General features: G+C 60.9%; 17 protein-coding genes and 2 pseudogenes. 9 read left to right on the forward strand and 10 right to left on the reverse strand.

The features are described 5' to 3' along the window. Nucleotides 1-87 precede the first annotated feature (87 nt). The 3 genes and pseudogenes from tatA to fumC all read right to left on the reverse strand — a co-directional run. Nucleotides 88-288, reverse strand: coding sequence for a Sec-independent protein translocase subunit TatA (tatA, locus tag AB4Y42_RS20670; protein WP_368692059.1), 201 nt, complete (start codon nt 286-288; stop codon nt 88-90). 277 nt (nt 289-565) lie between these two features. After that, nucleotides 566-835 (reverse strand): DUF1275 family protein, encoded by a 270-nt coding sequence (locus AB4Y42_RS20675; RefSeq protein WP_368695178.1) that lies wholly within the window; start codon nt 833-835, stop codon nt 566-568. 87 nt (nt 836-922) lie between these two features. After that, nucleotides 923-2,314: pseudogene (fumC, locus tag AB4Y42_RS20680) on the reverse strand (class II fumarate hydratase); the annotation flags it as partial. A 524-nt stretch (nt 2,315-2,838) separates the two neighbouring features. On the opposite strand from fumC, the gene AB4Y42_RS20685 reads away from it, so the two are divergent. Next, nucleotides 2,839-3,144, forward strand: a complete 306-nt coding sequence (locus tag AB4Y42_RS20685; protein ID WP_368692061.1) for a DUF4148 domain-containing protein — start codon at nt 2,839-2,841, stop codon at nt 3,142-3,144. A gap of 225 nt (nt 3,145-3,369) precedes the next feature. Continuing rightward, nucleotides 3,370-3,837: pseudogene (locus AB4Y42_RS20690) on the forward strand (transposase); the annotation flags it as partial. A 394-nt stretch (nt 3,838-4,231) separates the two neighbouring features. Here the strand turns inward: AB4Y42_RS20690 and AB4Y42_RS20695 are convergent. The 6 genes from AB4Y42_RS20695 to gltP all read right to left on the reverse strand — a co-directional run bounded on the left by AB4Y42_RS20695 (nt 4,232) and on the right by gltP (nt 13,887). Beyond that, nucleotides 4,232-5,659 (reverse strand): cytochrome c, encoded by a 1,428-nt coding sequence (locus AB4Y42_RS20695; protein ID WP_368689856.1) that lies wholly within the window; start codon nt 5,657-5,659, stop codon nt 4,232-4,234. 2 nt (nt 5,660-5,661) lie between these two features. After that, on the reverse strand, nt 5,662-7,308 hold the full coding sequence (locus tag AB4Y42_RS20700; protein WP_368695179.1) for a GMC family oxidoreductase: 1,647 nt from the start codon (nt 7,306-7,308) through the stop codon (nt 5,662-5,664). Between the two features lie 28 nt (nt 7,309-7,336). Beyond that, nucleotides 7,337-7,885, reverse strand: a complete 549-nt coding sequence (locus AB4Y42_RS20705) for a sugar dehydrogenase complex small subunit (RefSeq protein ID WP_368695180.1) — start codon at nt 7,883-7,885, stop codon at nt 7,337-7,339. Nucleotides 7,886-8,105: 220 nt separating this feature from the next. Next, entirely contained in the window at nt 8,106-9,632 is a 1,527-nt protein-coding gene (locus AB4Y42_RS20710; RefSeq protein WP_368689853.1) for a methyl-accepting chemotaxis protein, read from the reverse strand. Nucleotides 9,633-11,229: 1,597 nt separating this feature from the next. Beyond that, nucleotides 11,230-12,513, reverse strand: coding sequence for an aminotransferase class V-fold PLP-dependent enzyme (locus AB4Y42_RS20715; protein WP_368695181.1), 1,284 nt, complete (start codon nt 12,511-12,513; stop codon nt 11,230-11,232). A gap of 48 nt (nt 12,514-12,561) precedes the next feature. After that, entirely contained in the window at nt 12,562-13,887 is a 1,326-nt protein-coding gene (gltP, locus tag AB4Y42_RS20720; protein WP_368695182.1) for a glutamate/aspartate:proton symporter GltP, read from the reverse strand. Between the two features lie 171 nt (nt 13,888-14,058). Between gltP and AB4Y42_RS20725 the strand changes: the two genes are divergently transcribed. Together AB4Y42_RS20725 and AB4Y42_RS20730 are read left to right on the forward strand one after the other, a co-directional pair. Next, nucleotides 14,059-14,967, forward strand: a complete 909-nt coding sequence (locus tag AB4Y42_RS20725) for a LysR family transcriptional regulator (RefSeq protein ID WP_368689850.1) — start codon at nt 14,059-14,061, stop codon at nt 14,965-14,967. A 698-nt stretch (nt 14,968-15,665) separates the two neighbouring features. Continuing rightward, nucleotides 15,666-16,895, forward strand: a complete 1,230-nt coding sequence (locus AB4Y42_RS20730; protein WP_368695183.1) for a porin — start codon at nt 15,666-15,668, stop codon at nt 16,893-16,895. Between the two features lie 4 nt (nt 16,896-16,899). On the opposite strand, the gene AB4Y42_RS20735 is transcribed toward AB4Y42_RS20730, so the two are convergent. Next, nucleotides 16,900-17,724, reverse strand: coding sequence for a TetR/AcrR family transcriptional regulator (locus tag AB4Y42_RS20735; RefSeq protein ID WP_368695184.1), 825 nt, complete (start codon nt 17,722-17,724; stop codon nt 16,900-16,902). A 183-nt stretch (nt 17,725-17,907) separates the two neighbouring features. On the opposite strand from AB4Y42_RS20735, the gene AB4Y42_RS20740 reads away from it, so the two are divergent. From AB4Y42_RS20740 to AB4Y42_RS20760, 5 genes are read left to right on the forward strand one after another with little or no spacing between them, the layout of a single operon-like run. Further along, complete coding sequence (locus tag AB4Y42_RS20740; protein ID WP_368695318.1) at nt 17,908-19,101, forward strand: alpha/beta hydrolase; 1,194 nt, start codon at nt 17,908-17,910, stop codon at nt 19,099-19,101. Between the two features lie 32 nt (nt 19,102-19,133). Continuing rightward, nucleotides 19,134-20,828, forward strand: coding sequence for an AMP-binding protein (locus tag AB4Y42_RS20745; RefSeq protein ID WP_368695185.1), 1,695 nt, complete (start codon nt 19,134-19,136; stop codon nt 20,826-20,828). Between the two features lie 3 nt (nt 20,829-20,831). Continuing rightward, nucleotides 20,832-21,701, forward strand: coding sequence for a VOC family protein (locus tag AB4Y42_RS20750; protein WP_368695186.1), 870 nt, complete (start codon nt 20,832-20,834; stop codon nt 21,699-21,701). Next, nucleotides 21,698-22,855: an FAD-dependent monooxygenase gene (locus AB4Y42_RS20755; protein WP_368695187.1), complete on the forward strand. Its 1,158-nt coding sequence runs from the start codon at nt 21,698-21,700 to the stop codon at nt 22,853-22,855. The genes AB4Y42_RS20750 and AB4Y42_RS20755 overlap by 4 nt, the downstream gene beginning before the upstream one ends. After that, nucleotides 22,852-23,310: an acyl-CoA thioesterase gene (locus tag AB4Y42_RS20760; protein ID WP_368689844.1), complete on the forward strand. Its 459-nt coding sequence runs from the start codon at nt 22,852-22,854 to the stop codon at nt 23,308-23,310. Before AB4Y42_RS20755 ends, AB4Y42_RS20760 begins: the two co-directional genes overlap by 4 nt. Nucleotides 23,311-23,314 lie beyond the last annotated feature (4 nt).

Below are 23,314 nucleotides of genomic sequence, written 5' to 3' on the forward strand. Positions count from 1 at the left end.
TGCGGTTCCTTCTCTTGACGGCCGCATGTTTCAGCGGACGTTGCTTCGTAGCACCAATCGTCATGCAACGAAAAGCGTCGCCGCGGATCAATGGCCTTGTCCGCCGCGTTCACCTGCGAGCTCAGCGTCTGCGCTTCGCGAAAGCGACTCGACCTCCTTCGCGCCATCCTTGAAACCCCTCACCGCAAACCCAAGATCGGAGCCGATATTTCGCAACTTCGCTGTTCCGAAGACCAGTGAAACGATGACCAAAACGATCAACCAATGCCAGATACTCAGCGATCCCATGACAATGCTCCTTAAAAATGCGTCGTTGTGTCGAACCTAAAATTGGCCTGGTGGCCCGGAAATGTAACGTTAAGCATCTTGCCTGCGATTGCACGTTTTCAGCGCGACAAGACAAATCATTGCAATGAACGCGAGGGACGAAGGGCCGAGCAACGCGACATCGTGAAACCGTTGCGTCGCGGCAAAGCGGCAACGAATGAGATGGCCGGTATCAGCCATTCCTGTGGCAGGCGGGCTATTGCGGCGGCGAAGAGGAACGCAGTTTCGAGTAGCAGCGCTACGATGGCTGAAACCGATTCGTCACGCGATTAGCCAGACGCAACAGCTGCGCGCCGAACACGCCGCCTGCAAATCCGCCCAGATGGACCAGATGCGCAAGTGCCGCGCGGCCGTTTCCGGCGGCGAGACTGACCGCCGTCACCACGATGTTTCCCGTCATCGAATTCGCAAATATCCGGCCGTGGCCGACAAATGTGAACGCGTCGAGAAATCCACCGCACAACGTGAGCAGTATCGCGACTGCCGGATTTGCTTTCACTGATTCCATCTTCATTTCCTGATGGCGGAAGCCCGAACATCATCCAGTCCGTATCGGCGCTCCCGCATGGGAGCGCCATCGCTCATGCGCCGCGCCTTATTTGTGCGCAACGTAAGGCATCACCATCTTGCGCGGATCGACGATCCGGTCGAAGTCCGCTTCGCTAACGTAATTGAGCTTGAGTGCCGCTTCCTTTAGCGTGAGGTCATTGTCGTACGCGTAATGCGCGATCTTCGAAGCCTTGTCGTAACCAATGACCGGCGCCAGCGCGGTGACGAGCATCAACGAGCGGTCCACGTTCTCCTTGATCTTCTTCAGGTTTGGCTTTGTGCCCTCCACGAGGAACTTGCGGAAGTTCGTGCAGGAGTCCGTCATGATCGTGATCGAGTGCGTGATGTCGAAAATGATAAGCGGCTTGTACACGTTCATTTCCAGGTATCCGCTTGCGCCGCCGATTCCCGTGGAAACATCGCTGCCCATGACATGCGTGGCCACCATGGCGAGCGCTTCCGCCTGCGTGGGATTGACCTTGCCGGGCATGATCGACGAGCCCGGCTCGTTTTCCGGAATGATCAGTTCTGCGAAGCCGGCACGGGGTCCGCACGACATCAACCGGATGTCGTTAGCGATCTTGTAGAGCGACACGGCCAGCGTGCGCATGGTACCTGACAGGTGAACGAGCGCATCGTGGGCGCCCTGCACGGTGAACTTGTTTGGAGCGGTCACGAACGGCAGGTTCGTGAGACGCGCAATTTCGGCGGCGGCGGCGGGCGCAAACCGTGGCGTCGTGTTCAGGCCGGTACCCACCGCCGTCCCGCCCAGCGCAAGGCGGTAGACACCCTTGAGCGCATCGTCGAGCCGTTCGAGGTTGTCGGTCAGCATGCCCTCGTAGCCGGACCATTCCTGACCGAGCGTGATGGGCGTCGCATCCTGCATGTGCGTCCGGCCGATCTTGACGATGTCCATCCAGTCCTTCGCCTTCGCGCCGATGGAGTCGCGCAGGGTCGCCACGGCTGGCATCAGGCGCTGCTTGACGTTCATCGCGGCTGCCATGTACATGGCGGTCGGGAACGAGTCATTGGACGACTGCGACATGTTCACATGGTCATTGGGATGCACTGGAGCATGGCTGCCTAGCGGCGTGCCCGCGATCTGGCAGCAGCGGTTCGAGATCACCTCGTTGACGTTCATGTTGAACTGCGTGCCGCTGCCGGTCATCCACACGTGCAGCGGGAACATATCGGCGTGCTGGCCGGCGACAATCTCGTCACACACCTTGACGATCAGGTCGTGCTGCTGGTCAGTGAGCCGCTTCTCCGAGTAATTGACGTTGGCCGCTGCCTTTTTCAGGATCGCATAGGTGGTGACCATCTCCCTCGGCATCAGATCGGGGCCGATGCTGAAGTGCTCGAGCGAGCGCTGGGTTTGCGCACCCCACAGTTTGTCGGCAGGCACATTGACGATGCCCATACTATCGGTCTCCTGGCGGAAGCCCGCCGCCGGCGCCGATGCCGATGCACCCGCATCAGCGGATTGTGCAAACGCTCTTGTGCTGGCAAGCGCCACCGATGCAAGAAGGGTGGATTGCATCATTTCCCTGCGATTCATCTGCGTTCCTTTAACTATCCAATTGCGACGCCCGATCCGGCCCGTCGAGAAACTAAACGCCGCTTGACTGCAACGGCACCCGAGTCGGGCGGGCGTCGTTTCCGATTCTCGACAGCCCTGCCCAATGACTGGTATTTGACCGGCGAGCGGTGATCCCCACATTTCACATTCGAGCCTTGAGATTTCAACTGAAACGTATTGAACAGCGCCGGTTTCAGCAGTAACAAAAGGCGCGATTGGCGGAAACAGAGGCATAACGGGCTCGAACAATAATTTCATCCACCCGATCCTCTCGTTGCAACGTTGAAAAGGAAGGGTGACTGGCCTGTTCTATTCAAAAAATGTACTGATTACGAACAGCTTTGTTCGTAGCAGGACGAAATGAAACCTTGGAGGTAGCTATCATGAAGCCCCTGATTCAAACCGTTGTGGTCGCAGCCGCCATTGCGGCTCCCGTTGCAGTGTTCGCCCAGGCGAACCAGTCCGTTACCCGTGCGCAGGTGCGAGCCGAATTGATCCAGATTGAAAAGGCTGGCTACAATCCGGCTCGAGGCGAAGATCCCGATTACCCAACAGATATTCAGGCTGCTGAAGCCAAGGTGGCTGCGCAGCACGCGGCGACGGGTGTCGGCGGTGCGGCGAGTGGGTCATCGGACGCGGGTCATCCGTTCGTCAAGGCCGACTGGAACGCGACGTACAAATTTCCTTGATACGCTCGCGCTTGAGTGGCGGGTGGTATTGGCCGCCTACCGCTCGGCGATCTTGCTTACTTGCACTTATAAGAACACCCACCATCGCGGTAAACAAGATGGTGGGCCAGTTCTTTTCCATACCCAGCCACCCGATTGATGGTGGTAACGCACAGACCCTCATAGGTTACGCCGTAAGCGACGCGCCTAGAAGGCACTTTCGGCCAGATCCGGAATCCTGGTGGGATGACAAAACGCAGGCCCTACCCAACGGATGTATCGGATAAACAATGGCACTTCGCTACTCCTTATCTGACCTTGATGAGCAAAGACGCACCGCAGCGCCGCTACGAACTGCGCGATATGTCCAACGCGCTGCGCTGGATCGTGCGCGCGGGTGCGCCGTGGCGTTCGTTGCCCAATGACTTTCCACCGTGGGGAATGGGCTACCAGCAGACGCAGCGCTGGATCCATGCGGGCTGTTTCGAGGCCATGGCGAATGCCCCACGTTTGACCATCCGGATCACGCAGGACCGCCGCGGTCAAGCCAGCGCGGTCATTCTCGATGGGCGTACCCTGCAGTCGACCTGCGAGAGCGAGCCTCGTGCCGGTTACGACGGCTACAAACGCAAACGCGGCAGCAAGGTCCACATGGCGGCCGACACGTTGGGGCAACTGCTTGCTGTGCACGTGACGCCAGCCAACGAACAGGAGTGCGCACTGAGCGTTGGGCGGATTTCGGAGTGGACCGGCCATTCACGTGACGACTGTGTCGCCTTTGCGACCGGCAGAAAGTGGCCGCACTCGGAAGTTCGTCGCCCAACGCTGCTCGTGCATCCTACCGCTGCTCCGAACTTCCGTAGCCACCCGTTGCGGTCGTTCAACCCGAGTGACCACAGCGGCGGCTTCCGGGGTATAACGGCCGCTCCAACCGCATTCTTATGCCATTAAGCGCAATGCCGCTAACAGCGGAGTTATGCGCTAGACGGCGCACGTGTTCTCGCATCAAGCTACCGCTCGCCACCGACCAACCGCTGCTGGCGAACAACGCGCCCAAAAGTTCGCAGGTGCGAATTTAAAAAGATCTTTCACAGTGAGATGGCCGACGTTAGCTGAACGACACTTTCTTGCGTCGGCCAAGCAGCAAACAAAGGGCGAGCAGCACGACAATCAAACCAGCAACGATGCCGCCGCGCGCAAGCGCGATCAGATTGGATGAGGGCCCGCCACGCCGCGCCTGCGCCACGTCCTGCTCCGTGATGGGCGCATTGCTATGCCCACCATATTGCTGCAACACGTAGCTGCCCAACAGCGCAACCTCGCGATTGCTCAGTTGCTCGGCGTCGGTCGGCTTGCCCCCGAAACCCGGCATGAACGCCTGGCCGTGCGCCGTCGTCCGATCCACTCCATAGAGAATGGCTGCAATCACATTCTTCGGAGCGCGCGAGCCGGTGACCGAGTTATCGAACAGGCTCGGGTAATACCCGTCCTTGCTGCCTTCGCCGTGCGCGGAGTGACAGGAGGCGCAATTGCCCTGAAATAGCTCGGCACCGGTGGGGTTCGAGTCGCCGTTGGTGACGCCGTCGGTGCCACGCAACGTTACGACCTCCATAGAGGCCTTGCCCTGCGTGAAGCGAGAGGCGTCGTCGGCCGGGTCGTGGACGGGGGGCACCGCCTTCACGTAAGTAGCGATCGCGTTCAGGTCATCCGTCGTCAGATACTGGAAGCTGTGTTCGACCGCTTCCCCCATGCTGCCGCCGGCCTGCGCCTTGCCCGCAACGCGTCCTGTACGCAGATATTCGACGAGCTCCGCGTGAGTCCAGTTGCCGATGCCGCTCGTCGGATCCGACGTGATGTTCGGGGCATGCCACGGACCGACATCCGCGCCGGCCAGGCCTTGGCTCGCCAACTCCTGCATCAAGAAGCCGCGCGGCGTATGACACGTGCCGCAATGCGCCGCGCCTTGCACGAGATAAGCGCCGCGATTCCACTCGACCGACTCGCGAGGATCCGCCTCGTATGGCTTCGGGTCCAGGAACAACAGATTCCAGAGCCTCATCGACATGCGCACGTTCATCGGGAACGGCAGACTGGTCTTCGGCCCCGGCTTGTCCACCGGCGTCACCGCTTGCGTAAAGTAGGTGTAAAGCGCATGCACGTCGTCGTCTGTCAATTTCGCATACGACGTATAAGGCATTGCCGGGTACAGATTCCCGCCGTCGCGACGTATGCCGTGTCGAACCGCGTCCGAGAATTCCTGCTCGGTGTAGTTCCCGATCCCGGCGTCCTTCGATGACGTGATGTTAGTGGAATAAATGGTCCCAAGCGGCGTACTGATCGCCAGTCCGCCCGCAAAGGGCTTGCCTTCGGGCGCCGTATGGCAAGCCACGCAGTCCGAGGCGGTTGCCAGGTATGCGCCACGCTTGATCAATCGGGAGGTTTGATTCAGGTCGTCTGCGGCATGAGCACAGACCGCCGTGACGATGCCCGCGACGAGCGCCGAGAGTCGACCAAGGCGATTTACAAGTTTGCGCATGTTTAACTGTGCTTCAGTTGATCAACGATGGCGTCTGCGGCCTTCAATGCTAAGGCCGTCATGGTGAGCGTGCTGTTCGACCCGGTTCCGGTCGACATCGCGGCGCCGCCCGGAAGGAACAGGTTCGGATGATTGTGTGCACGGCAATCCACGTCGACAACGGAGGTCGAGGGATCCGTGCCCATGATGCAGCCGCCCATGATGTGATCGCTGTTGAGAAACTCGGGCGAGATGACCACTTTGGTCGCACCGAGTCCGGCTGAGAGGCGCTTTAACGTCGGTACGGTATATTCCTGCGCGCTGCGGCGTACGTAGTCGCTGACGTCATAGTAGATGTTCGGCTTGTTGATTCCGAGCCAGTCCTTCTTGTCGGACAACGTGAGCCGATTGTAGGGCAGCGGCAGCGGCTCATGTTCCACGGTCAGCTTTGCCGTGCAGGCCGAAAGACGGCGAATCTCGGCGTCCAGCGCCTTGCCCACCAGCCCCTTCTTCAACGCCGCGGCCGCGCCGATCGGACTGCGTGCCAGGTTTTCCATGCGGAACATCGCACCCGCATATAGACTCCGGAACTCTCCCTGGGTCGTGTTGAGGATGCTGCTGCTCTGAACGGGGCCAACGCCAGTCCATAGCGGTTCGTCGAGTTCGACCTCGGCGATCAGCTTGGGCTGGTCCATCATGTTGCGGCCGACCTGATCGGAGCTGTTGGCCACGCCATTCGGATTGTTCGCGTCTTTTGAGAGCAAAAGCAGCTTCGGCGTCTCGATGCCGTTGCAGGCGATCACGAAGAGCTTACCCGTGACCCGGTGCGATCGTTTTTCCGGATCGAAATAATGCACGGCTTGAACGGCGTTCTTGTTCCCGGTCTCGATCCGGTACACGACTGCGTTCGTTAGGATCCGCCCACCCTTCGCCTCGATCCGGGGCAACGACGTCGCGGCGTCGTATTTGGCGCCGATGGGGCAGACAGGGAAGCAATTGTTGTTGCCACAGCACGCCGGGCGTCCGTGATAGGAAACGCCGCTGTTGCGCGCTTGAGGCGCCGGGATGTTCAGCAGGCCAATCTTCGCGGCGACATCGGTAAATCGTTGCTCGCCCGGTCCAAAGGGAATCGGCCCCATCGGATAGGGCTTCGAGCGTTTATTCCCCAGCGGCCATTGATGCGCGGGATCGGATGGCCCGCACACGCCCAATGCGTATTCCGCCCGCGTGTAGTACGGCTCGAGGACGTCATAGCCGAACGCCCAATCGCGCCCCACGCCATAAAGGCTTTTGAGCCGCATGTCATCGGGCGTCATACGCCAGCAAATCCCTGCCCAGTGCCATGTCGCGCCGCCTGCGTAACGCACGTAGCCTTGCATGTACGCACGTGCATTGGGGCCTTCCAGTTGCAGATACTCTTCCTGTTCGTGGGGCGTCCTCGTTTCGAGGTGCGGGGCCCACGGTTTGGGTGGATAAGGCGCATTCCAATGACCGATGCGAAGGCTGGGCGGCAAGTTGCGGAAGTTCTCCACAACGCGCCAGCGTTCGACCCGGGGGCCCGCCTCTAACATCAAAACTGACAACCCTGCATCGAGGGCCTGCTCCGCTATCTGGCAACCCACCACGCCGGTTCCCACGACGACGACGTCGGCGCTGTCATCACTCGACATTTGCTATTTCCTTTTGGAGCCAATCAGATTAAAAGCTGGGCATATCGCTCAAGGCGGCCGCGTCGGCGTTCCAGCCGTTGGGGCGCGACCTGGCGTAGCTCGGAATCGTCATCACGTCCCGCGTGGGCTGATACATCAGCGCGTGCTCGTAGGCGATCACCTCAGCGCCGGGCTCGTCCACCACGACGCCCAGGTACCACGCTGAGATGATGGCAAGCGCCGCTTCCTTGACCGGGCCGTCCGGCACGTCCGGGAAAAAGTCCTCAACAACGCGCGTGTTCTTCTTATTCGCGATCGCAAGCAGCGCCGTTACGTGATCGCGCAGTGCGGGGTCACGCGCAAGCATGGCAGCCGCGATGCGTTTGCCGATATGGCCATCGAGGCGGTGGGGAATCAGCCGCGACGAAATGCCCATGAACTGCGCCGCGAACTCGTCGGACAATGGCACCTGCGTGCAGAGCGCAGGAAGGGCGGCCATTGCCGCCACGCTTCCGGCCAACAAGAGGCCGCCCACCAGGACCTTGCGGCGAGAAAGAATGAACGCAGTGGGGTAGTCATCACGGTATCGGTCAGTCATATTTGTACGAACGCCTGGCAGCGGAAATCTGCATCATGGGTTTGGCAATGGGAACTCGGCGCACCTGCGAACCGTGCGTTATGACTTCGTCCGCTTTTGTGGGATGGCGGCATGCGGCAGTACACGAGCTGCAATGTGAGTCGATTTCCAAATGAAACTGGACTATTGCAATTGAAATTTGAGGCTCGCGGCGCCAACGCCGCGAGCCGGCCTTCAAGGCCTATACTTGAGCCACCTTGAACACGGCGACCTCATCCTGAAGTGCCCGAGCCTGTTCTGCCATCGAATGCGCGGCGGCGGAAGCCTGCTCGACCAACGCCGCATTCTGCTGCGTGACCCGATCCATCTGCGTGATCGCCACATTTACCTGCTCGATGCCGTCGCGTTGCTGTTGCGAGGCCGAAGCAATCTCGCTCATGATGCCCGTCACCCGCTGCACCGATTGCACGATTTCGACGATCGTGCCTCTAGCCTCTTCGACAAGCTTGGCCCCCGCACGAACGCGGTCCGCCGATTCGCCGATCAAGTCCTTGATGTCTTTCGCGGCCACGGCGCTGCGCTGCGCCAACGTGCGGACTTCGCCCGCAACCACGGCGAACCCGCGCCCTTGTTCGCCCGCCCGGGCCGCTTCCACAGCTGCATTCAGTGCGAGGATGTTCGTCTGGAATGCAATTCCCTCGATGAGCCCGATGATCTCGGAGACCTTGCTCGAACTTTCCGAAATTGCGTCCATCGTCCCCGATACCTGCGCGACGACATCTTCGCCTCGCACAGCAACGCTCGATGCGGTAGCGGCCAGCACGGCGGCCTGATTCGCGTTATCGGCGTTTTGTTGAACCGTCGACGTTAACTCTTCCATGCTCGCAGCCGTTTGCTCGAGAGCCGCCGCCTGCTCCTCCGTGCGCTGCGAGAGATCGGCATTACCCGCGGCCAACTGTTGGGTCGCTTCGCCGATGGAATGGCTGGCCTGCTTCACATTGCCGACGATTCTCGCCAACTGCGCAATCGCCGCATTCACGGCTTCCGCCAGCAAACCGACCTCGTCTCGCCGGCGCACATCAATTGCCACGCTCAGATCGCCCTGTGCCAGCGCTTGCGCGCCATATACAACCTCCTGCATGGGTTGGACGATTGAGCGGGTGGCCAAAATGGCCAGCGCCAGCGCGACGACGCAGGACAGCACGGCCGCGGTCCATAGCATGAGGCGCGCCGCTGCATAAGCGTCCACGGATTCTTGTTTAGCCTCGTCCATCGCCGATCCCGAGTGCCTGGCAAAGCCATCGAGAGCTGCGAAGTACGATTTCAGGATCGGCCCAAGGGCTGCCAGATCGTCCTGTGCACGGGGATCGTGCGCTCCCAGCTTATCGAGAACAGACACGAGTGCCACGTGGTAAGCCTCACGTGCATGCAAGACCGGCGCATAGGCGGCTTTGCCTCTGTCCGTCACCACATGTTGGCCCAGCTCTTTGTACGTTTCAGTATTCTCGTTGATCAGCCTGCGCATTTCGGCCAAATCTGACGCCTGCTGTTCGGGTGAATCGAGCAGCGTAGCGTAGGCCATCCGCGTCACGGTAAGGGAATTTTTTTCGATGAGCGTCAGGCGCTGCTGCTGACGCAGATGGAAGTCCACAATTGCATGCAGGTCATCGCTCATGCGCGACATCTTCACTTGTACAACCGAGCAAGTTGCAACCAGCAACAAAAGCACAACACCGAACGTCGCCATCAATCGACTGCCGATCTTCATACCGACTCCGTGAATTGCAATGGATCATATATCGGCATCGGCGGTTCGAAATTAAGGGGTACCAACGTTCCTTAATAGTCACAGGTGAAACTCGAATGCGTCACTTCGTTACCGACGTAACGAAGTGACGCTGTCCTTTCACTCGACTGCGGTCCGACGCGGCCGACCGTAGGCACCCGATGTCGCCGCCCAACCCGATACCCGTACTCACGTCAGCATTGCGGCAACGCGAGCCGTATGGCGGTCAGAGGTGCAATGCTTTGGTTCGAGTCGTTACTCCTGATAGGGCATCGAATGCCATGCCACCAAGGCCGACGCCAATCCCACCGCCAGTACCCCGGCAACGATCGCCTCACGCCGCCCCGGTGAAGGCGGCTCGCTCACCTGCCGTAGCGCCAGCCAGCCGTGCTCGGAGCGTGGTTCACGCTGGATGGCATAGCTGACGATCGAGGCGGCAATAAACGGGCAAGGTTGCGACGAGCGCGTAGGGCACGGCGCCAAGGGGCGCGAGGCCGCCCCCGCTCGACCGCCACGAACGCAGAGACGGTAACGACAGGCACGCCCAACCATTTGGTGTCGCCCGTTACCCATTCGACGATGAAGATCGGCACGAGCAACGCGGCTGCGCGCAACAACATATTCCAGTCAATCAACGACTCAGCATTCCAGACGAATTCCTGTAACGATCGGCGTGCCGCCATGCGTCCGTTGATCCGGCCGCTGCAACGGTGCTTGCCACCGGAATCGGTGCCCGGCGCATACCAGCACGTGACTCAAGGCTCGCGGCGGCCACCGAAATGACGCGCGAGGGATCACACAGGAAGCGCAATCATGAAGCTGCGTTTTGCGCCGTTTCCTGCGCCCACGTTTGCAAATTGCGAGCTTGTCTCCACCTCGCCGCCCTCGATCGAAATGCCTGCCTGTGCCTCTGACACACCGCCGCAAGGGTTGGAAAGTCGCTATCGCATTGCGTCGACAACCTGCCCGGTTGGGGGGCTGCGCGTTACCATGCTGGCACGACATCCCGTTTCGAAAGGAACAGGGATCGCGAATGGGTGATAACTTTATCAGTATAACCCCTTGCACGTGGGTCGCGCTAGTGACGCCAAAATTCGTCATGCAGCAGCTGCAAGGGCGTCCTCGACGGGCTTCATGTGAAGGGACTTGTCGGCATCGTCGCGGTACGAGTGCCAGTGTCGTGCGGATTTATTTCGCAGGAAGGTCGACAGACGCTGCGGATGCCTGGCGTCGCATCTACGATGTACTTCGGCCACTCGTTCGCGCAAGCTGAATGCTCCCTCATTGCCAGGTCCTGCCGCTGGTGAACGCTGGCTCATGGCCGCCGCCGTTCCGTCGGCGAATGCGCCCAACCGCCCCACTGCAGCCGCTCAAATCGGAGGTTCGTAGGCCGGTATCGGCGGAAGAACGTCCATTCGCCCGGATACGGTCGCCCGTGCACTCCGGCCTGGAGTTGCGGTTCGTCGACGCGACGAGAACTGGCAATCACTGCGGCCGAGGTGCGAACTTAGCCGCCCGCAGCCTGGCCATTCGACGCGCCGAGCACCGGGGACAACGTCTCGATGAGTCGCTCTCTTGCTCAGGCCCGACTCGCCGTCGCAAGATCCTCTGTCACTGCAAGAAACCTCGCCACGTCACCCGGTCCGTGGCAATGCAATGGAGAGATGCGCACGGCGCCGTCAAGACGGAACGATTTCAACATGCGCCCCGAGTAAAGGCTCGTCGCGATTCGCTCATATACGGTCACTCCACGCTCCTCATAGGCGCGCACGGCGGTGGTCGGGTCCAACCCATCGAAGCCTATGCCTGCGATCAGGTCGCGGCGCGTCAAGTCGTCGTGGTCCCAGAACACTCGCACGCCGTCAATGGCTCGCAGTCCACGCTGTCCTGCAACCCCGTCGAGCAACAACGAAAGCAGCGCACGCTCGTGCTCCTCGATACGCAGCATGCCCTTCACGAGCAGTTCGCGCCGGTCTTCGGCGTCGCTGAATTGCGCACCGATCCACGCGACGTAGTCGACGATTGCGCTCACGACAGCGAAGTGCGCCGGCGCGGGACTTCCCAGTTCCCAGACGCCCTTCTCCCTGGCATCGAGCCGATGATGCGGCAGCTCGGCGAGTCGTTCCGACAGCCACGCGACGCCCGCTCCTCTGCAGCCAAAGAACTTGTAAGGCGCAAAACTGATGCCGTCGACCGGCGTCTTCTGCAGGTCGATGACCGCGTGCGGCGCATGCTGGACTGCATCGACGATGATGTACAGATCCGGCTTGCGCGCCCGCGCCCGTTCGACGATGGCCGCGATATCCAGTTTCGCACCTGAAATGTTGGAAGCGTACATCACGCTCAGCAGCGCGGTGTCGTCGTCGATCAGGGAGACGATCGCATCTGCATCGATACCGCCCGTCTCGGCGTTGCTCGGCGCGATGCGCAATGCCTTGCCCGTGCGTTCGCAGTAGAGCTTCATCGCATCGAAGGATGATGGATGCTCGAGAATGGTCGTCACGGCGTTCGTTCCCGGCACGTTCTCCATAACGGCGCGCACCATCTCGAACATCGCGGCCGATGCCGTCAGCGAGAGATACACACTGCCGTCTCGCGCGTTAAAGATGCGGCGAATGTCTTCTTCTCCGCGGGTCTGGATGTCCTGCAAATACCGTGCGCGCTCGTGAATGCGCTCGGGACAATCCGGCAGCGCATCGATGCGAGCGAACGCTTCCGACGCCGCCTTCAGTCTGAACGATCCGCCGGCGTTGTCGAAGAAGAGGCGCGCACGCCCATCGACATCGCAATCGACGTAATGAAAGCGGCTCTTGATCTGCTCCATGAGCGATTCGGCAAACAACTGCCCCTGGCGACTGCTCATCTTACTTGCTCCTCGTTCCATGATTTCCCTGTCTGTCTTCACCGATGCTCACGCGTCCAGCGAGGCGACGTAAGCCTTACCCTTCTCCGCGTCGTACTGGCCTTCCCATCTGGCGATGACGAGAGGAGCGAGCGCATTGCCGACCACGTTCAGCGCAGTGCGTCCCATGTCCATGATGCGATCGACGCCCGCGATGAACGCGAGCCCTTCGAGCGGCAGACCCGCGCTCGCGAGCGTCGTCAGCAAGATGACAAACATGAAGCCAGGGACGCCCGCCGCGCCTTTGGACGTGACGACCATCGTCAGCACGAGCACGATCTGCTCTTGCAGGCCGAGATGCACGCCATAGAGCTGCGCGACGAACAGCGTGCCGATGCCGAGGTAGATTGAAGCGCCGTCGAGGTTGAAGGTGTAACCCGTTGGCACCACGAAGGTCGTGATGCTTTTGGGCACGCCGAAGTCCTCCATCTTTTTCATGAGTTGCGGCAGCACCGTAGCCGAACTGCAAGTGGAGAACGCGATGATGAGTTCATCCTTGATGACTCGGAGCAACGTGAAGATGTTGAAACCGAAGAGTCGCGCGGTCACACCCAGCACGAACACCGCAAACAGAATGATCGCGAGATACGTAACCGCGACGAGCTTGATCAGCGGAAGCAGCGAACCGAAGCCGAAGCTCGCGACGGTCACAGCGATCAACGCGCACACGCCGAAGGGCGCATACCGCATGACCATGCCGGTGACCTTGAACATGGCATCGCTGATACCTTTGAACGTCGCAAGCACGGGCTTGCGATATTCGGCGGGCACCGATTGCAAGCCGAGCCCGAAAAGCACGGAGAAGAAAATCACCGGTAACAGATCGCCGCGGCCCATCGCCATGATGACGTTGTCGGGAATGATGCTCAGCAACAGCGCCATGAAGCCGTGATGTCCCTGCGTCTGCTGCGACGTTTGCTGATAGCGCGAGATGTCGGTGTGGCCGAGTTGCGACAGATCGGTGCCGAGTCCCGGGTGCAGGACGTTGCCGAGCACGAGGCCCAGCACGATGGCGATCGTCGTGACCACTTCAAAGTAGATCAGCGTCTTCAGGCCGATGCGCCCGAGCGAACGGCCGTCGCCCACGCCCGCGATGCCCATCACCATGCTTGTGAAGACGATCGGCACCACGACCATCTTGATCAGGCGGATGAAGATGTCGCCGGCCGGCTGAAGAAAGCCGTTGATTGCCGATTCGCGAAACTCGGGAAAACGGTTGAGCACCGCGCCCACCGCAATACCGACGACGAGACCGATCAGGATTTGCCAGGCGAGCCCGACGCGCCGCTTGCGCTCCGCGCGCTGGGTTTGAGGTGTTTCCAAGACGGATTCCATGCATCCTCCAGACACTTGCCAGTTGATATGGATAGGCCGCTTCTTACTAGCGCACCCTGGCGAGCCTCGCCCGGGACTCGTTACAGCAAAAGGTAACCAGCCGAAAAGAACTAAAAAAACGATTTTTTTCTATGAGAAACTATCGCTTTAAGTGATGACAATGCCGAGCTCATGCTGACCTTCAAGCAGATGGAAGCGTTGTACTGGATCGTTCAGCTCGGTTCCTTCGAGGCCGCGGCGACGCGCCTGAACACGACCCAGTCGGCGGTATCCAAGCGCGTGCAGGAACTGGAGCGTGCGTTCGACGTCGCGGTGTTCGACCGCGCGAATCGCAGTGCGCGTCTCACGGAGAAAGGGACGGACTTCTTCGAGCACGCGAAGGAATTGCTCGAACGCCGCGACCGGATCGTCGAGCGCATGAGTTCGAAGGAATCGCTGGTGCGACAGATTCGCATCGGTGTCACCGAGCTCACGGCGCTGACGTGGCTGCCACGTCTCATCGCGGCGATTCAAGCCGAGTATCCGAAGGTCAAGGTCGAAGCGGAAGTCGATCTCAACGCGACGTTGCGCGAACGGCTGGCGGCGGCGACGGTGGACGTCATCATCGTGCCGCAGACGCACGAGGTCGAGGCGTTCGCTGCCACGCTCGTCGGTCAGGTCGAGAATGCATGGATGAGCGCGGCGAGCCTCGCGCCGGGCAAACGTGCCATTCCGCTGGCGGAGATCGCGAAGTTTCCGCTGATTTTGCAGGGCGGCTTATCCGGAACAGGCTACGTCTACAGCCGGTTTCTGGAAGAACAACGCGTGGCCTTGCAGAAAGTGCTGGCGAGCAACAGCCTCATCGCGCAGATCGGGCTGACGATTTCCGGGCTCGGCGTCAGCTACTTACCCAAAGCATGCCTCGCGCGCATGCTCGAGCGACGCGCGCTCGTCGTGGTGCCCACGCGGCCCGCGCTGCCACCTGTGAGATACATCGCCATGCATCGGGCAGAACAGTCACATTCGTTGAGTGCCGCGGTGGCGCGCCTGGCTGCGCAATCGTGCGATTTCTCCTCAAATCTGCTTGATCCCGGAAGCTAGCCATGAGCGTACGCAGTCAAGATCGCCGACTTACAGACCGAGCCTCGTGTGTTTCTCAATAGTCAGTAAGGTAGGAGCCGCCGGAAAAGAGGCCATCGGCGCCAAGCGGCCGCATACGAGTAACTAAATGAGGCAAGTGGCCACTACCCGGCTAAGTTCAAGTGCGGGCAGGTCGGCCTTTGCCGACAATCGGGTATCGGCTTCGGTCAGGCAGCTGCTTGAGATTCTCCCTCCCGACGTTCGTCGGTAGCTGTTGTCGCTCGCAATTTCCGCTAGCGGCGTCCACAGCGTTTTCTTACCATTGCCGCGGGCGTACCGGTCGCCGGGGCAGCCTCCGCAGCCGACCTTTCAGCCTGCCTTCGAGAGCAGCTCGACTCCCCCTTGCCGCAAGTCGCCTAAAAGGCCGCTGCCGTTGCGGTTTCGCATGCCCGCACTTGCCCCTCTTCCTCTCGCCTCCAACGAACGAATACGGCCAATTCAACGCTGTTTTGCCCTCTTGGCCCCCGAGGCTTAAGGACAGCGGACTACCCGGGTAAACGATGTAACCCGAGCGACCCCTCAATTATTGACACGGCTCTCAATTATGCTAAATTTCTATCGCATAATTGATTCTGTATCAAATAAGCCGATGTGACAGCGCGGTCAGATGGCACTCAAGACAACAACAATTCGTACAACTACTTATATGGAGATGCAGCATGCTTCGGAGACACGCAGCGCTTTGTTCCTTTACTGCCATTCTTGCCGCGCCGGCCTACGCTCAGAGTTCGGTGACGCTCTATGGAATTGTCGACATCGGCTTGACGTATACGAATAATGCACAGACAGGTGTCGTGGGCAGAAAGCCCGTCGGTGGCTCACAGTTCGCCTTGACAGACGCTCACGCGACCGGACTTAGCGGCAGCCGTTGGGGCCTGCGCGGCTCAGAGGACCTCGGTGGCGGGCTGAGTACGATATTCGTTCTGGAAAACGGCTTCCTTGCCAATAGCGGCGCGCTGGCACAAGGCGGTGCTGAATTCGGTCGCCAGGCTTACATTGGGTTGTCCAATCCGCTCGGCAAGGTGACGCTGGGCAGGCAATACGACCCTCTCATCGATTTTGTGCAGCCATTTGCGGCTTCGGGATCGTGGGCCGGCTATATGGGCGCCCACCCCGATGACCTCGACAATCTGACCAATACAAACCGGATCAACAATTCGATCAAGTTTTCCACGGCCAAATTCGGCGGCTTCAGCGCGGGCGCACTGTACAGCCTGGGAGGTGTCGCAGGCAACGCCACGCAAAATCAGATCTGGTCTCTTGGCGCGGGCTACACGGGCGGTGCTTTTTCGTTCGGCGCAGGCTACCTGAATGCGCGCGACCCGAATGTATCCTTTTACGGGAATACCCCGAACAAGGGGACAGCGACGGCGAACAACATCGGTTCGGCCGGAAGTCCCACGAGCCCGCAGTCGTATCCGGTCTACGCTGGATATGCTTCGGCAAAAACGCTCGAAATTCTGGGCGCCGGCGCTTCGTACACGCTTGGCGGCGCAGCTTTTTCATTTGCCGCGACCAACACACGATTCAACCACCTCGGCTCGACGTCCGGCCCGAATCCGCTCGGCTACAGTGGCGATGCCGTGTTTACCAGCTTTGATTTCAACGTGCGATACAGCCTCACTCCATACCTGCAACTGGGGAGCGGCATCGACTACACGCACCGAAACTCGGTAAAGGGCGACGACGGCGCGAAGTACCTGCAACTCGATCTCGCGGTCGATTACTTCCTGTCCAAGCGAACGGACCTTTACCTTCTGACCGCGATGCAACGCGCGATGGGAACGGATTCCCTGGGGCAATCCGCCGTAGCGTCAATCGCCGGTTTCAGCCCATCCACAACCAATAAGCAAATTGGCGTACGCATCGGCATTCGCCATAAGTTTTGAGGCTTTAGCCGGCGCTCGCTCCGCGCAGCTTACGGGGTGCGCGCGCAGTTTGCAGCTTTGCGGCGGCTGGCGCGCTCTGCGCCTGCCAAATCGCAAAACCGTCAAGCAGCAGTTTCAGGCCCTCGTCGAAGGCCTGTTCCGAGCTAAGCCGTGAGAAGGCCGCACCTACGATCTTCGCAGCCGGATAACGATCGTCGGGCACCTCGTCGAACTTCCCGCGCAGATAGGTCGAATGTTCCGCAGGCGACTGGCGACCCGCCGCTGAAATGCTCGACGACAACAGGTATTGCGCAAGCAGGTGATACGCGAGCGCTGCGCGATCGGCGGCGAAGCCACCTTGCAGGAAGGCGGATGTGATGTGATTGAACAGCGCCATCCCATAGTCGATCTCGCCCGGCGCCACCGCCTGAAACAGGCGAAAGCGGTTGTGTGAAGCCACATAAAGGCTCACCCCTGGCATTTCCCTGGCAAGCGAGTAAGACGTGCGCGCGATGATCTCCACATCGGAGCGCCAGTTTCCCGTCAAGGCTGGCAGCGCTTCGAGACGCCGCCGGTAGTAACCATTCAGGACGCCGGAAATGAGGTCGTCGCGACTGCCGAGGTAGTAATGAATCAGCCCAGGGGCGACTCCGAATTCCTTCGCCAACTGCACCATCGATACCTGATCGAGCGGCAGGGTCTTCGCCATTTCGCTCGCGCGTTCGATGATGACGTTGCGCGACAGCAAGGATTCCGCGCCGATGGGCGCTGCGGATTTCGGCGGGCGTCCGCGCCTGCGCGGTGGCAGTTCTGCGGTGGTTTCTGGCTTCCTGGTGGTACGTGCGGTCATCGATGACAGTCGTGGCTCGGGCAAGTCCCAACAGTGTACCTTCAAATTTTATTTGACATAGTCTCAATTAATTCATAACCTGATCTGCATCAAGCTCAAATTCTCATCGGAGGAGACGTGGATCAGGTGGAAAAAGCGGTCGTGACCGCTGGTTTGCGCGGTGCGAACTGGGACCCGGCACTCATGCGCCGCCCTCATACGGTCGTCCCTTACGCGCTGCAAACCGCAGACGGCCAGAAGACGCTCGGCTTTCTGTTTTCGGCGACGGGCGAGGAAAAGACGGTCGTGTCGATCATGCATCCGCGCGAGATGTCCGTGACGCACTACCTCGTACCCGCCGTGCTCGACGCCGGCTGCGCGTGCTGGGTACAGGGTCCGCGTTCTATCGGCAACGATCTGCGGCTCGAACACGAAATCGCCCTGCTCGACGTGGCGGCCGGCATGCAGCATCTGCGTACACTCGGCTATCGCGATATCGTGCTGCTCGGCAACTCGGGCGGCGGCGCGCTGTACGCGTTCTATAACCAGCAGTCGCAACTCGTTTCCGCACAGCGGTTGGCACGCACACCAGCGGGACGGCCCACAGGGCTTGCCGAGGTTGAACTGCCGGGCGCGGACGGCTTCATTCTGGTCTCTCCGCATCCGGGACAAGGTGCGATCCTGCTGAACAGTCTCGATCCAAGCGTTGTCGACGAGAACGACCCGACGTCCGTCGATCCCCTGCTCGACCCGTTTTCACCCGACAACGGCTATGACCCTGTTACGCGCACGGCGCGCTACACAAAAGCGTTCGTCGAACGCTACCGCGCAGCCCAACTGTTGCGTGCAAAGCAACTCGACGAAAAAGCGCGCAGCCTGATCGAACGAAAGCTGGATGCGCGCCGCCGCCTGAAGGGCGAAGCGCCCTCGTTTGCCGATCGTCGCGTCGCTGCGCATGCGCCGATCTTCCCGGTCTGGCGCACGGACGCCGATCTGCGCGCGTGGGATACCTCGCTCGATCCGTCCGATCGCAAGCCCGGCTCGCTGTGGGGCAACGATCCGTTCGCGTCGAACTGGGGCAGCGTTGCCTTCGGGCGCGTGGTCACGCCGGAATCGTGGCTTTCGACGTGGTCGGGACTTTCGTCGCAGGCATCGTTCGAGAAATGCGCCGCGTCGATCGTCGCCCCCACGCTGCTGCTCGAATACACGGGGGACCAGTGTGCGTTCCCGCAGGATTTCGAGGTCATCTTCAACGGCCTCGGCGCCGCCGACAAAACCCGCATTCGCGTGCGCGGCAACCACCACGGCATGGCACTGCAACGCGACGAGCCGTCGGGACGCGAGATCGCGGGGCGCCATATCGTCGAATGGCTGAACACGCGCTTCGGCGCACACTGAATACTGGAATTCGCATCACGATGGAGACAACGTTGGAACAACAGACAATCCGACCCCGCGTCGCGTTGCCGGGCGTGCGATACCCCGACGAAGCGAGGCTGCGCGCGTATCTCGACGCCGGCGTGCTCGGCACGCAGTCGCTGACATCGGCGCTGCGCGAAGCGTTCGAGAAACATGCCGCGAAGCCCGCGATCGTCGGCCCGGAGGCCGAGTACAGCTATGCGCAACTCGACGACCTCACTAACCGCTTCGGCGCTGCGCTGCTCGAGCTCGGCGCGCGGCCGCTCGATCGCGTAATCCTGCAGTGCGGTAACTGCAACGAGTTGCTGATCGCATTCATTGGCTGCCTGAAGGCCTCGCTGATTCCGCTGTGCGCGCTCCAGGCCTTCCGCAAGCATGAGATCACGTATCTCGGCAATCTCTGCGAGGCGACGGTACACGTGATCCAGGGTGATGACCCGAAGTTCGACGACGTCGCCTTCGCCGAGGAAATGCGCGAGCATGTGCCGTCCCTGAAGATCGCGATCCAGGCGCGCGGCGTGCAACGCGGCGAAACGCTCGCGTTGTGGTCGCTCATCGAAGGCATGCCCGCGGATGAAGCGCGCGGACGGCTTGCACAGATCGAGGATGATCCGTTCCAGGCCGCAGTATTTCAGCTCTCAGGCGGCACGACCGGCGTGCCGAAGATCATCCCTCGCTTTCACAACGAGTATCTATACAACATGCAGGCTGTCGCGGCGTGGAACGGCTATACGAGCGACGACGTCCTCTTCATGCCCACGCCGTTCATGCACAACATGAACATGGTCTGCTTCTTCGGGCCGATCCTCCTTGCGGGCGGGCGAGTGACGGTGTGCCCCGATATCTCCGCACAAACGCTCTCAACCACGATCGAGCACTACGACCCGACCTGGTACGGCCTTGCGGGCCCGATACTTTCACGCGTGGCAGACCAGATGAGGCGTGCCGCTCCCGAAACCAAGGCGCGCCGCAAGCTGATCGGCCCGAAGAACGCGCCGCGCCTGCGCGAGATGCTCGGCTCGCCCTGCTATCACATCTTCGGCATGACCGAGGGCGTGATCATGTTCACGCAGGCAGGCGATCCGGATTACGCGCTCGACGAATCCGTCGGCCGCCCGGTGTCCACGTGGGACGAGGTGAAAATCGTCGAAATTGGCGGCGAAAAGGAAGTTCCCGACGGCGAAACGGGCGAAGCGATTTTTCGCGGACCGTACACGATTCGCGGGTATTACAAGTCGGAAAAGGAAGACGTGCATCGCTTCACCGCCGACGGTTTTTATCGCTCAGGCGATCTCATGATGGCCGAGGTGATCGACGGAAAGCGTTACTACTTTTTCCGGGGTCGCACGAAAGACGTCGTCGATCGCGGCGGCGAAAAGATCAACGCGGAAGAACTCGAGAACGTCATTAACTGCTGTCCGAACGTGCATGCGTCGGCAGTCGTGGGCATGCCCGATCCGGTTTACGGCGAGAAGGTCTGCGCGTTCGTCGTGCTCGACCCGGCAGCCACGACGCTCACGCTCGCCGAACTTACGGCCTTTCTCGAAGCGGAAGGACTCGCAAAGTTCAAATGGCCCGAACGACTCGAATTGATTGACGAATTTCCTGTCACCGCGTCCGGCAAGCGCAGCAAGGTGTTGTTGCGCCAGCAATTGATCGAGCGTCTCCAGCATGAGGGCGCTGCATTCACCTCCAATCGAGGATAAGTCATGAACCAGCCCATCCACTCGTACCAGCTCGCGGGCCCCGTGCTGCGCGGCGTGCATCACACCGCGCGCCCCACCTGGAAGCTCGAAGAAACCGTGCATTTCTATCGCGACCTGCTCGGCCTGCCGCTCGTGCACGCGATCTCCGCGCGCGGTTGGGGTCCAGTCGATCACGCCGACTTTCTGCACTTCTTCTTCGACAGCGGCAACGGCAGCACGATTGCGTTCTTCTACTACATCGGCACCGAGCGTCCTGAACGGCTTGCACCAAGCGATCACTACCAGGTGAGAGCGACGCATACCGCGTGGCAGGTTACTGACGCGGCCGAGCTGGCCGCATGGCGCGCGCGTGTCGAGCAGGCAGGAATCGAACTGCGCTATCAGGTACGTCACGAAGTGATCGAGTCGATCTACTTCAACGATCCGAACGGTTACCCGATCGAAATCACCTACCAGACGCGCCCGTTCGACACCATGGATGCCGCGGACGCCGCCCGCACGATCGAAGCCGCAATCGACATGGAACGGCGAGGCGCGGCCGGCGAACCATTTGCCTCGATCGAACCGGTGTGGCAGTGCAAGGGGCGGCGTCTGGAAGTTTCTGGCGAGGCTGGGGTTGCTTCGGTCTTCGTACTCGACGTACCCGAATTCCGGCCACTCGTCGACGCAGCGCGCGGGTCTGGCATTTACCGCACGACGACGACCGGCGACGGCTATATCCGGATTGACGGCAATCCCGGCATCACGTTCACCCGCAAGGCGCTCGGCTTCAAGCCCGCGGTGTGGTACGGCGCGCTCACGGGCGGCCTCGCAGGCCGCATCGAGCAGTTCGATACCGACCGACTCGTGATCAGCCCGATGGTGCAACAATGAAAGTCGATATCGTAGGCGGCGGCCCGTCCGGCCTCTTTCTCGCCATCCTGCTTGCGCAGAGCGCGCCTGGCGTCGACATCGAAGTGTTCGAGCAGAACGCGCCCGATGCAACGTTCGGCTTCGGAGTCGTGCTCGCCGACACAGGTCTCGCTCGCCTCAGCGACGCTGCTCCAGAAGTCTGCGCCGAGCTGGTAAGGGCGATGAAATTCAGCACACAGCAGACCATCGTCAGCGACGAGAGGGCCATCACAGTGCAGCGTCCGGGCCAGGGGGGCGGGGCGATCGCACGGCTGCGACTGCTTTCGATCCTGCAGGAGCACGCTGCCCGCCTTGGCATTCGCGCGACTTGGTCCTCACGCGTGCTCGACGTCGCGACGCTCGACGGCGACATCGTTGTTGGTGCAGATGGCATCAATTCGCTTGTGCGCGCGAGCGATGAAGTGGGATTTGGCACGACCCGGCGAGACCTGAGCAATCATTTCGCGTGGTTCGGCGTGCAGAAGGCATTTGCGTGTCCCGCGCTCGTGTTCCGACGCCATGAAGGCGGCTATTTCGTCGCTCATTACTACCCTTATTCCGAAGACATGAGCACCTTCGTGGCCGAATGCGACGACAACACGTGGCACGATTTCGGCCTCGAACACGCCAGCGCCGAAGAACGCCGCGCGTTGTTCGAACGCGTCTTTGCGCCCGAACTCGCAGGCCACGGTCTTGTCTCGAACAACTCGATCTGGCGGCAGTTCCCGGTGATCCGCAACGCGAACTGGTTCAGCGGCAATCGTGTGCTGATCGGCGATGCCTTGGCCAGCGCACACTTCTCGATCGGTTCAGGCACGCGTATCGCGATGGAAGACTCGATCGCACTCGCACAGTCTATCGCAGCACACGCTGACGACGCAGGGGCCGCGCTGCACGCGTACGTCCAGGTGCGCCGCGAAGCAAAGGATCGGCTGATCGGCGCGTCGGAAGCCTCGTATGAATGGTACGAACAGATCCGCGAATGGATGAACGCATACACCCCGCACGAGTTCGTCTACCAGTTCATGACGCGCACGGGGCGCGTCGACGCAGCACGTCTGCGCGAGCAGTATCCCGCACTCATGCGTGAGCTGGCGAGCGCAGGCGCGGTGCCGGCCGGCGAGGCCATGCAATGACGCACAGCTACGAGTACGTGCTAGGCGTCACACCGTTCGTCGTGCGGCGAACGGTACGTTGGGGCGATTGCGATCCGGCCGGCGTCGTCTACACGGGGCGCTTTCCGGACTATCTGCTCGGCGCCCTGGCGCTCTTCAAGGATCACATCGCGGGCGGCTCGGGGGAAGCGCTCGGCCAGCCTTACGGCGTGGGTCTGCCCTGTCGCGGCATGACGTTCGACTTCGGGGGCACGCTTTGGCCCAACGACGTCGTCGATCTCGAATGCTACGTCGGCGAGATCCGCACACGCAGCTTCGACTTGCACTGTGAAGGCCGCCGCCCTGGCGGCGAACCGGTCTTCAGTGCGCGCTTCTCCCCGATCTGCGTTCACGCCCACGTGCGCGAGAGCACGGACATTCCCGCGCCGCTGCGCGCGACGTTGGCACGCCACGGGCGCGCCGTCACAACAAGGTGAACAG

The organism is Paraburkholderia sp. EG286B (assembly GCF_040965655.1).
In the GTDB taxonomy this organism is placed as follows: domain Bacteria; phylum Pseudomonadota; class Gammaproteobacteria; order Burkholderiales; family Burkholderiaceae; genus Paraburkholderia.

What these genes read in the sequence shown, in the direction of transcription:
- tatA (WP_368692059.1), bottom strand. Translation starts at nt 288, where the DNA reads ATGGGATCGCTGAGTATCTGGCATTGGTTGATCGTTTTGGTCATCGTT.
- AB4Y42_RS20675 (WP_368695178.1), bottom strand. Translation starts at nt 835, where the DNA reads ATGGAATCAGTGAAAGCAAATCCGGCAGTCGCGATACTGCTCACGTTG.
- AB4Y42_RS20685 (WP_368692061.1), top strand. Translation starts at nt 2,839, where the DNA reads ATGAAGCCCCTGATTCAAACCGTTGTGGTCGCAGCCGCCATTGCGGCT.
- AB4Y42_RS20695 (WP_368689856.1), bottom strand. Translation starts at nt 5,659, where the DNA reads ATGCGCAAACTTGTAAATCGCCTTGGTCGACTCTCGGCGCTCGTCGCG.
- AB4Y42_RS20700 (WP_368695179.1), bottom strand. Translation starts at nt 7,308, where the DNA reads ATGTCGAGTGATGACAGCGCCGACGTCGTCGTCGTGGGAACCGGCGTG.
- AB4Y42_RS20705 (WP_368695180.1), bottom strand. Translation starts at nt 7,885, where the DNA reads ATGACTGACCGATACCGTGATGACTACCCCACTGCGTTCATTCTTTCT.
- AB4Y42_RS20710 (WP_368689853.1), bottom strand. Translation starts at nt 9,632, where the DNA reads ATGAAGATCGGCAGTCGATTGATGGCGACGTTCGGTGTTGTGCTTTTG.
- AB4Y42_RS20715 (WP_368695181.1), bottom strand. Translation starts at nt 12,513, where the DNA reads ATGAGCAGTCGCCAGGGGCAGTTGTTTGCCGAATCGCTCATGGAGCAG.
- gltP (WP_368695182.1), bottom strand. Translation starts at nt 13,887, where the DNA reads ATGGAATCCGTCTTGGAAACACCTCAAACCCAGCGCGCGGAGCGCAAG.
- AB4Y42_RS20725 (WP_368689850.1), top strand. Translation starts at nt 14,059, where the DNA reads ATGCTGACCTTCAAGCAGATGGAAGCGTTGTACTGGATCGTTCAGCTC.
- AB4Y42_RS20730 (WP_368695183.1), top strand. Translation starts at nt 15,666, where the DNA reads ATGCTTCGGAGACACGCAGCGCTTTGTTCCTTTACTGCCATTCTTGCC.
- AB4Y42_RS20735 (WP_368695184.1), bottom strand. Translation starts at nt 17,724, where the DNA reads ATGACCGCACGTACCACCAGGAAGCCAGAAACCACCGCAGAACTGCCA.
- AB4Y42_RS20740 (WP_368695318.1), top strand. Translation starts at nt 17,908, where the DNA reads ATGCGCCGCCCTCATACGGTCGTCCCTTACGCGCTGCAAACCGCAGAC.
- AB4Y42_RS20750 (WP_368695186.1), top strand. Translation starts at nt 20,832, where the DNA reads ATGAACCAGCCCATCCACTCGTACCAGCTCGCGGGCCCCGTGCTGCGC.
- AB4Y42_RS20755 (WP_368695187.1), top strand. Translation starts at nt 21,698, where the DNA reads ATGAAAGTCGATATCGTAGGCGGCGGCCCGTCCGGCCTCTTTCTCGCC.
- AB4Y42_RS20760 (WP_368689844.1), top strand. Translation starts at nt 22,852, where the DNA reads ATGACGCACAGCTACGAGTACGTGCTAGGCGTCACACCGTTCGTCGTG.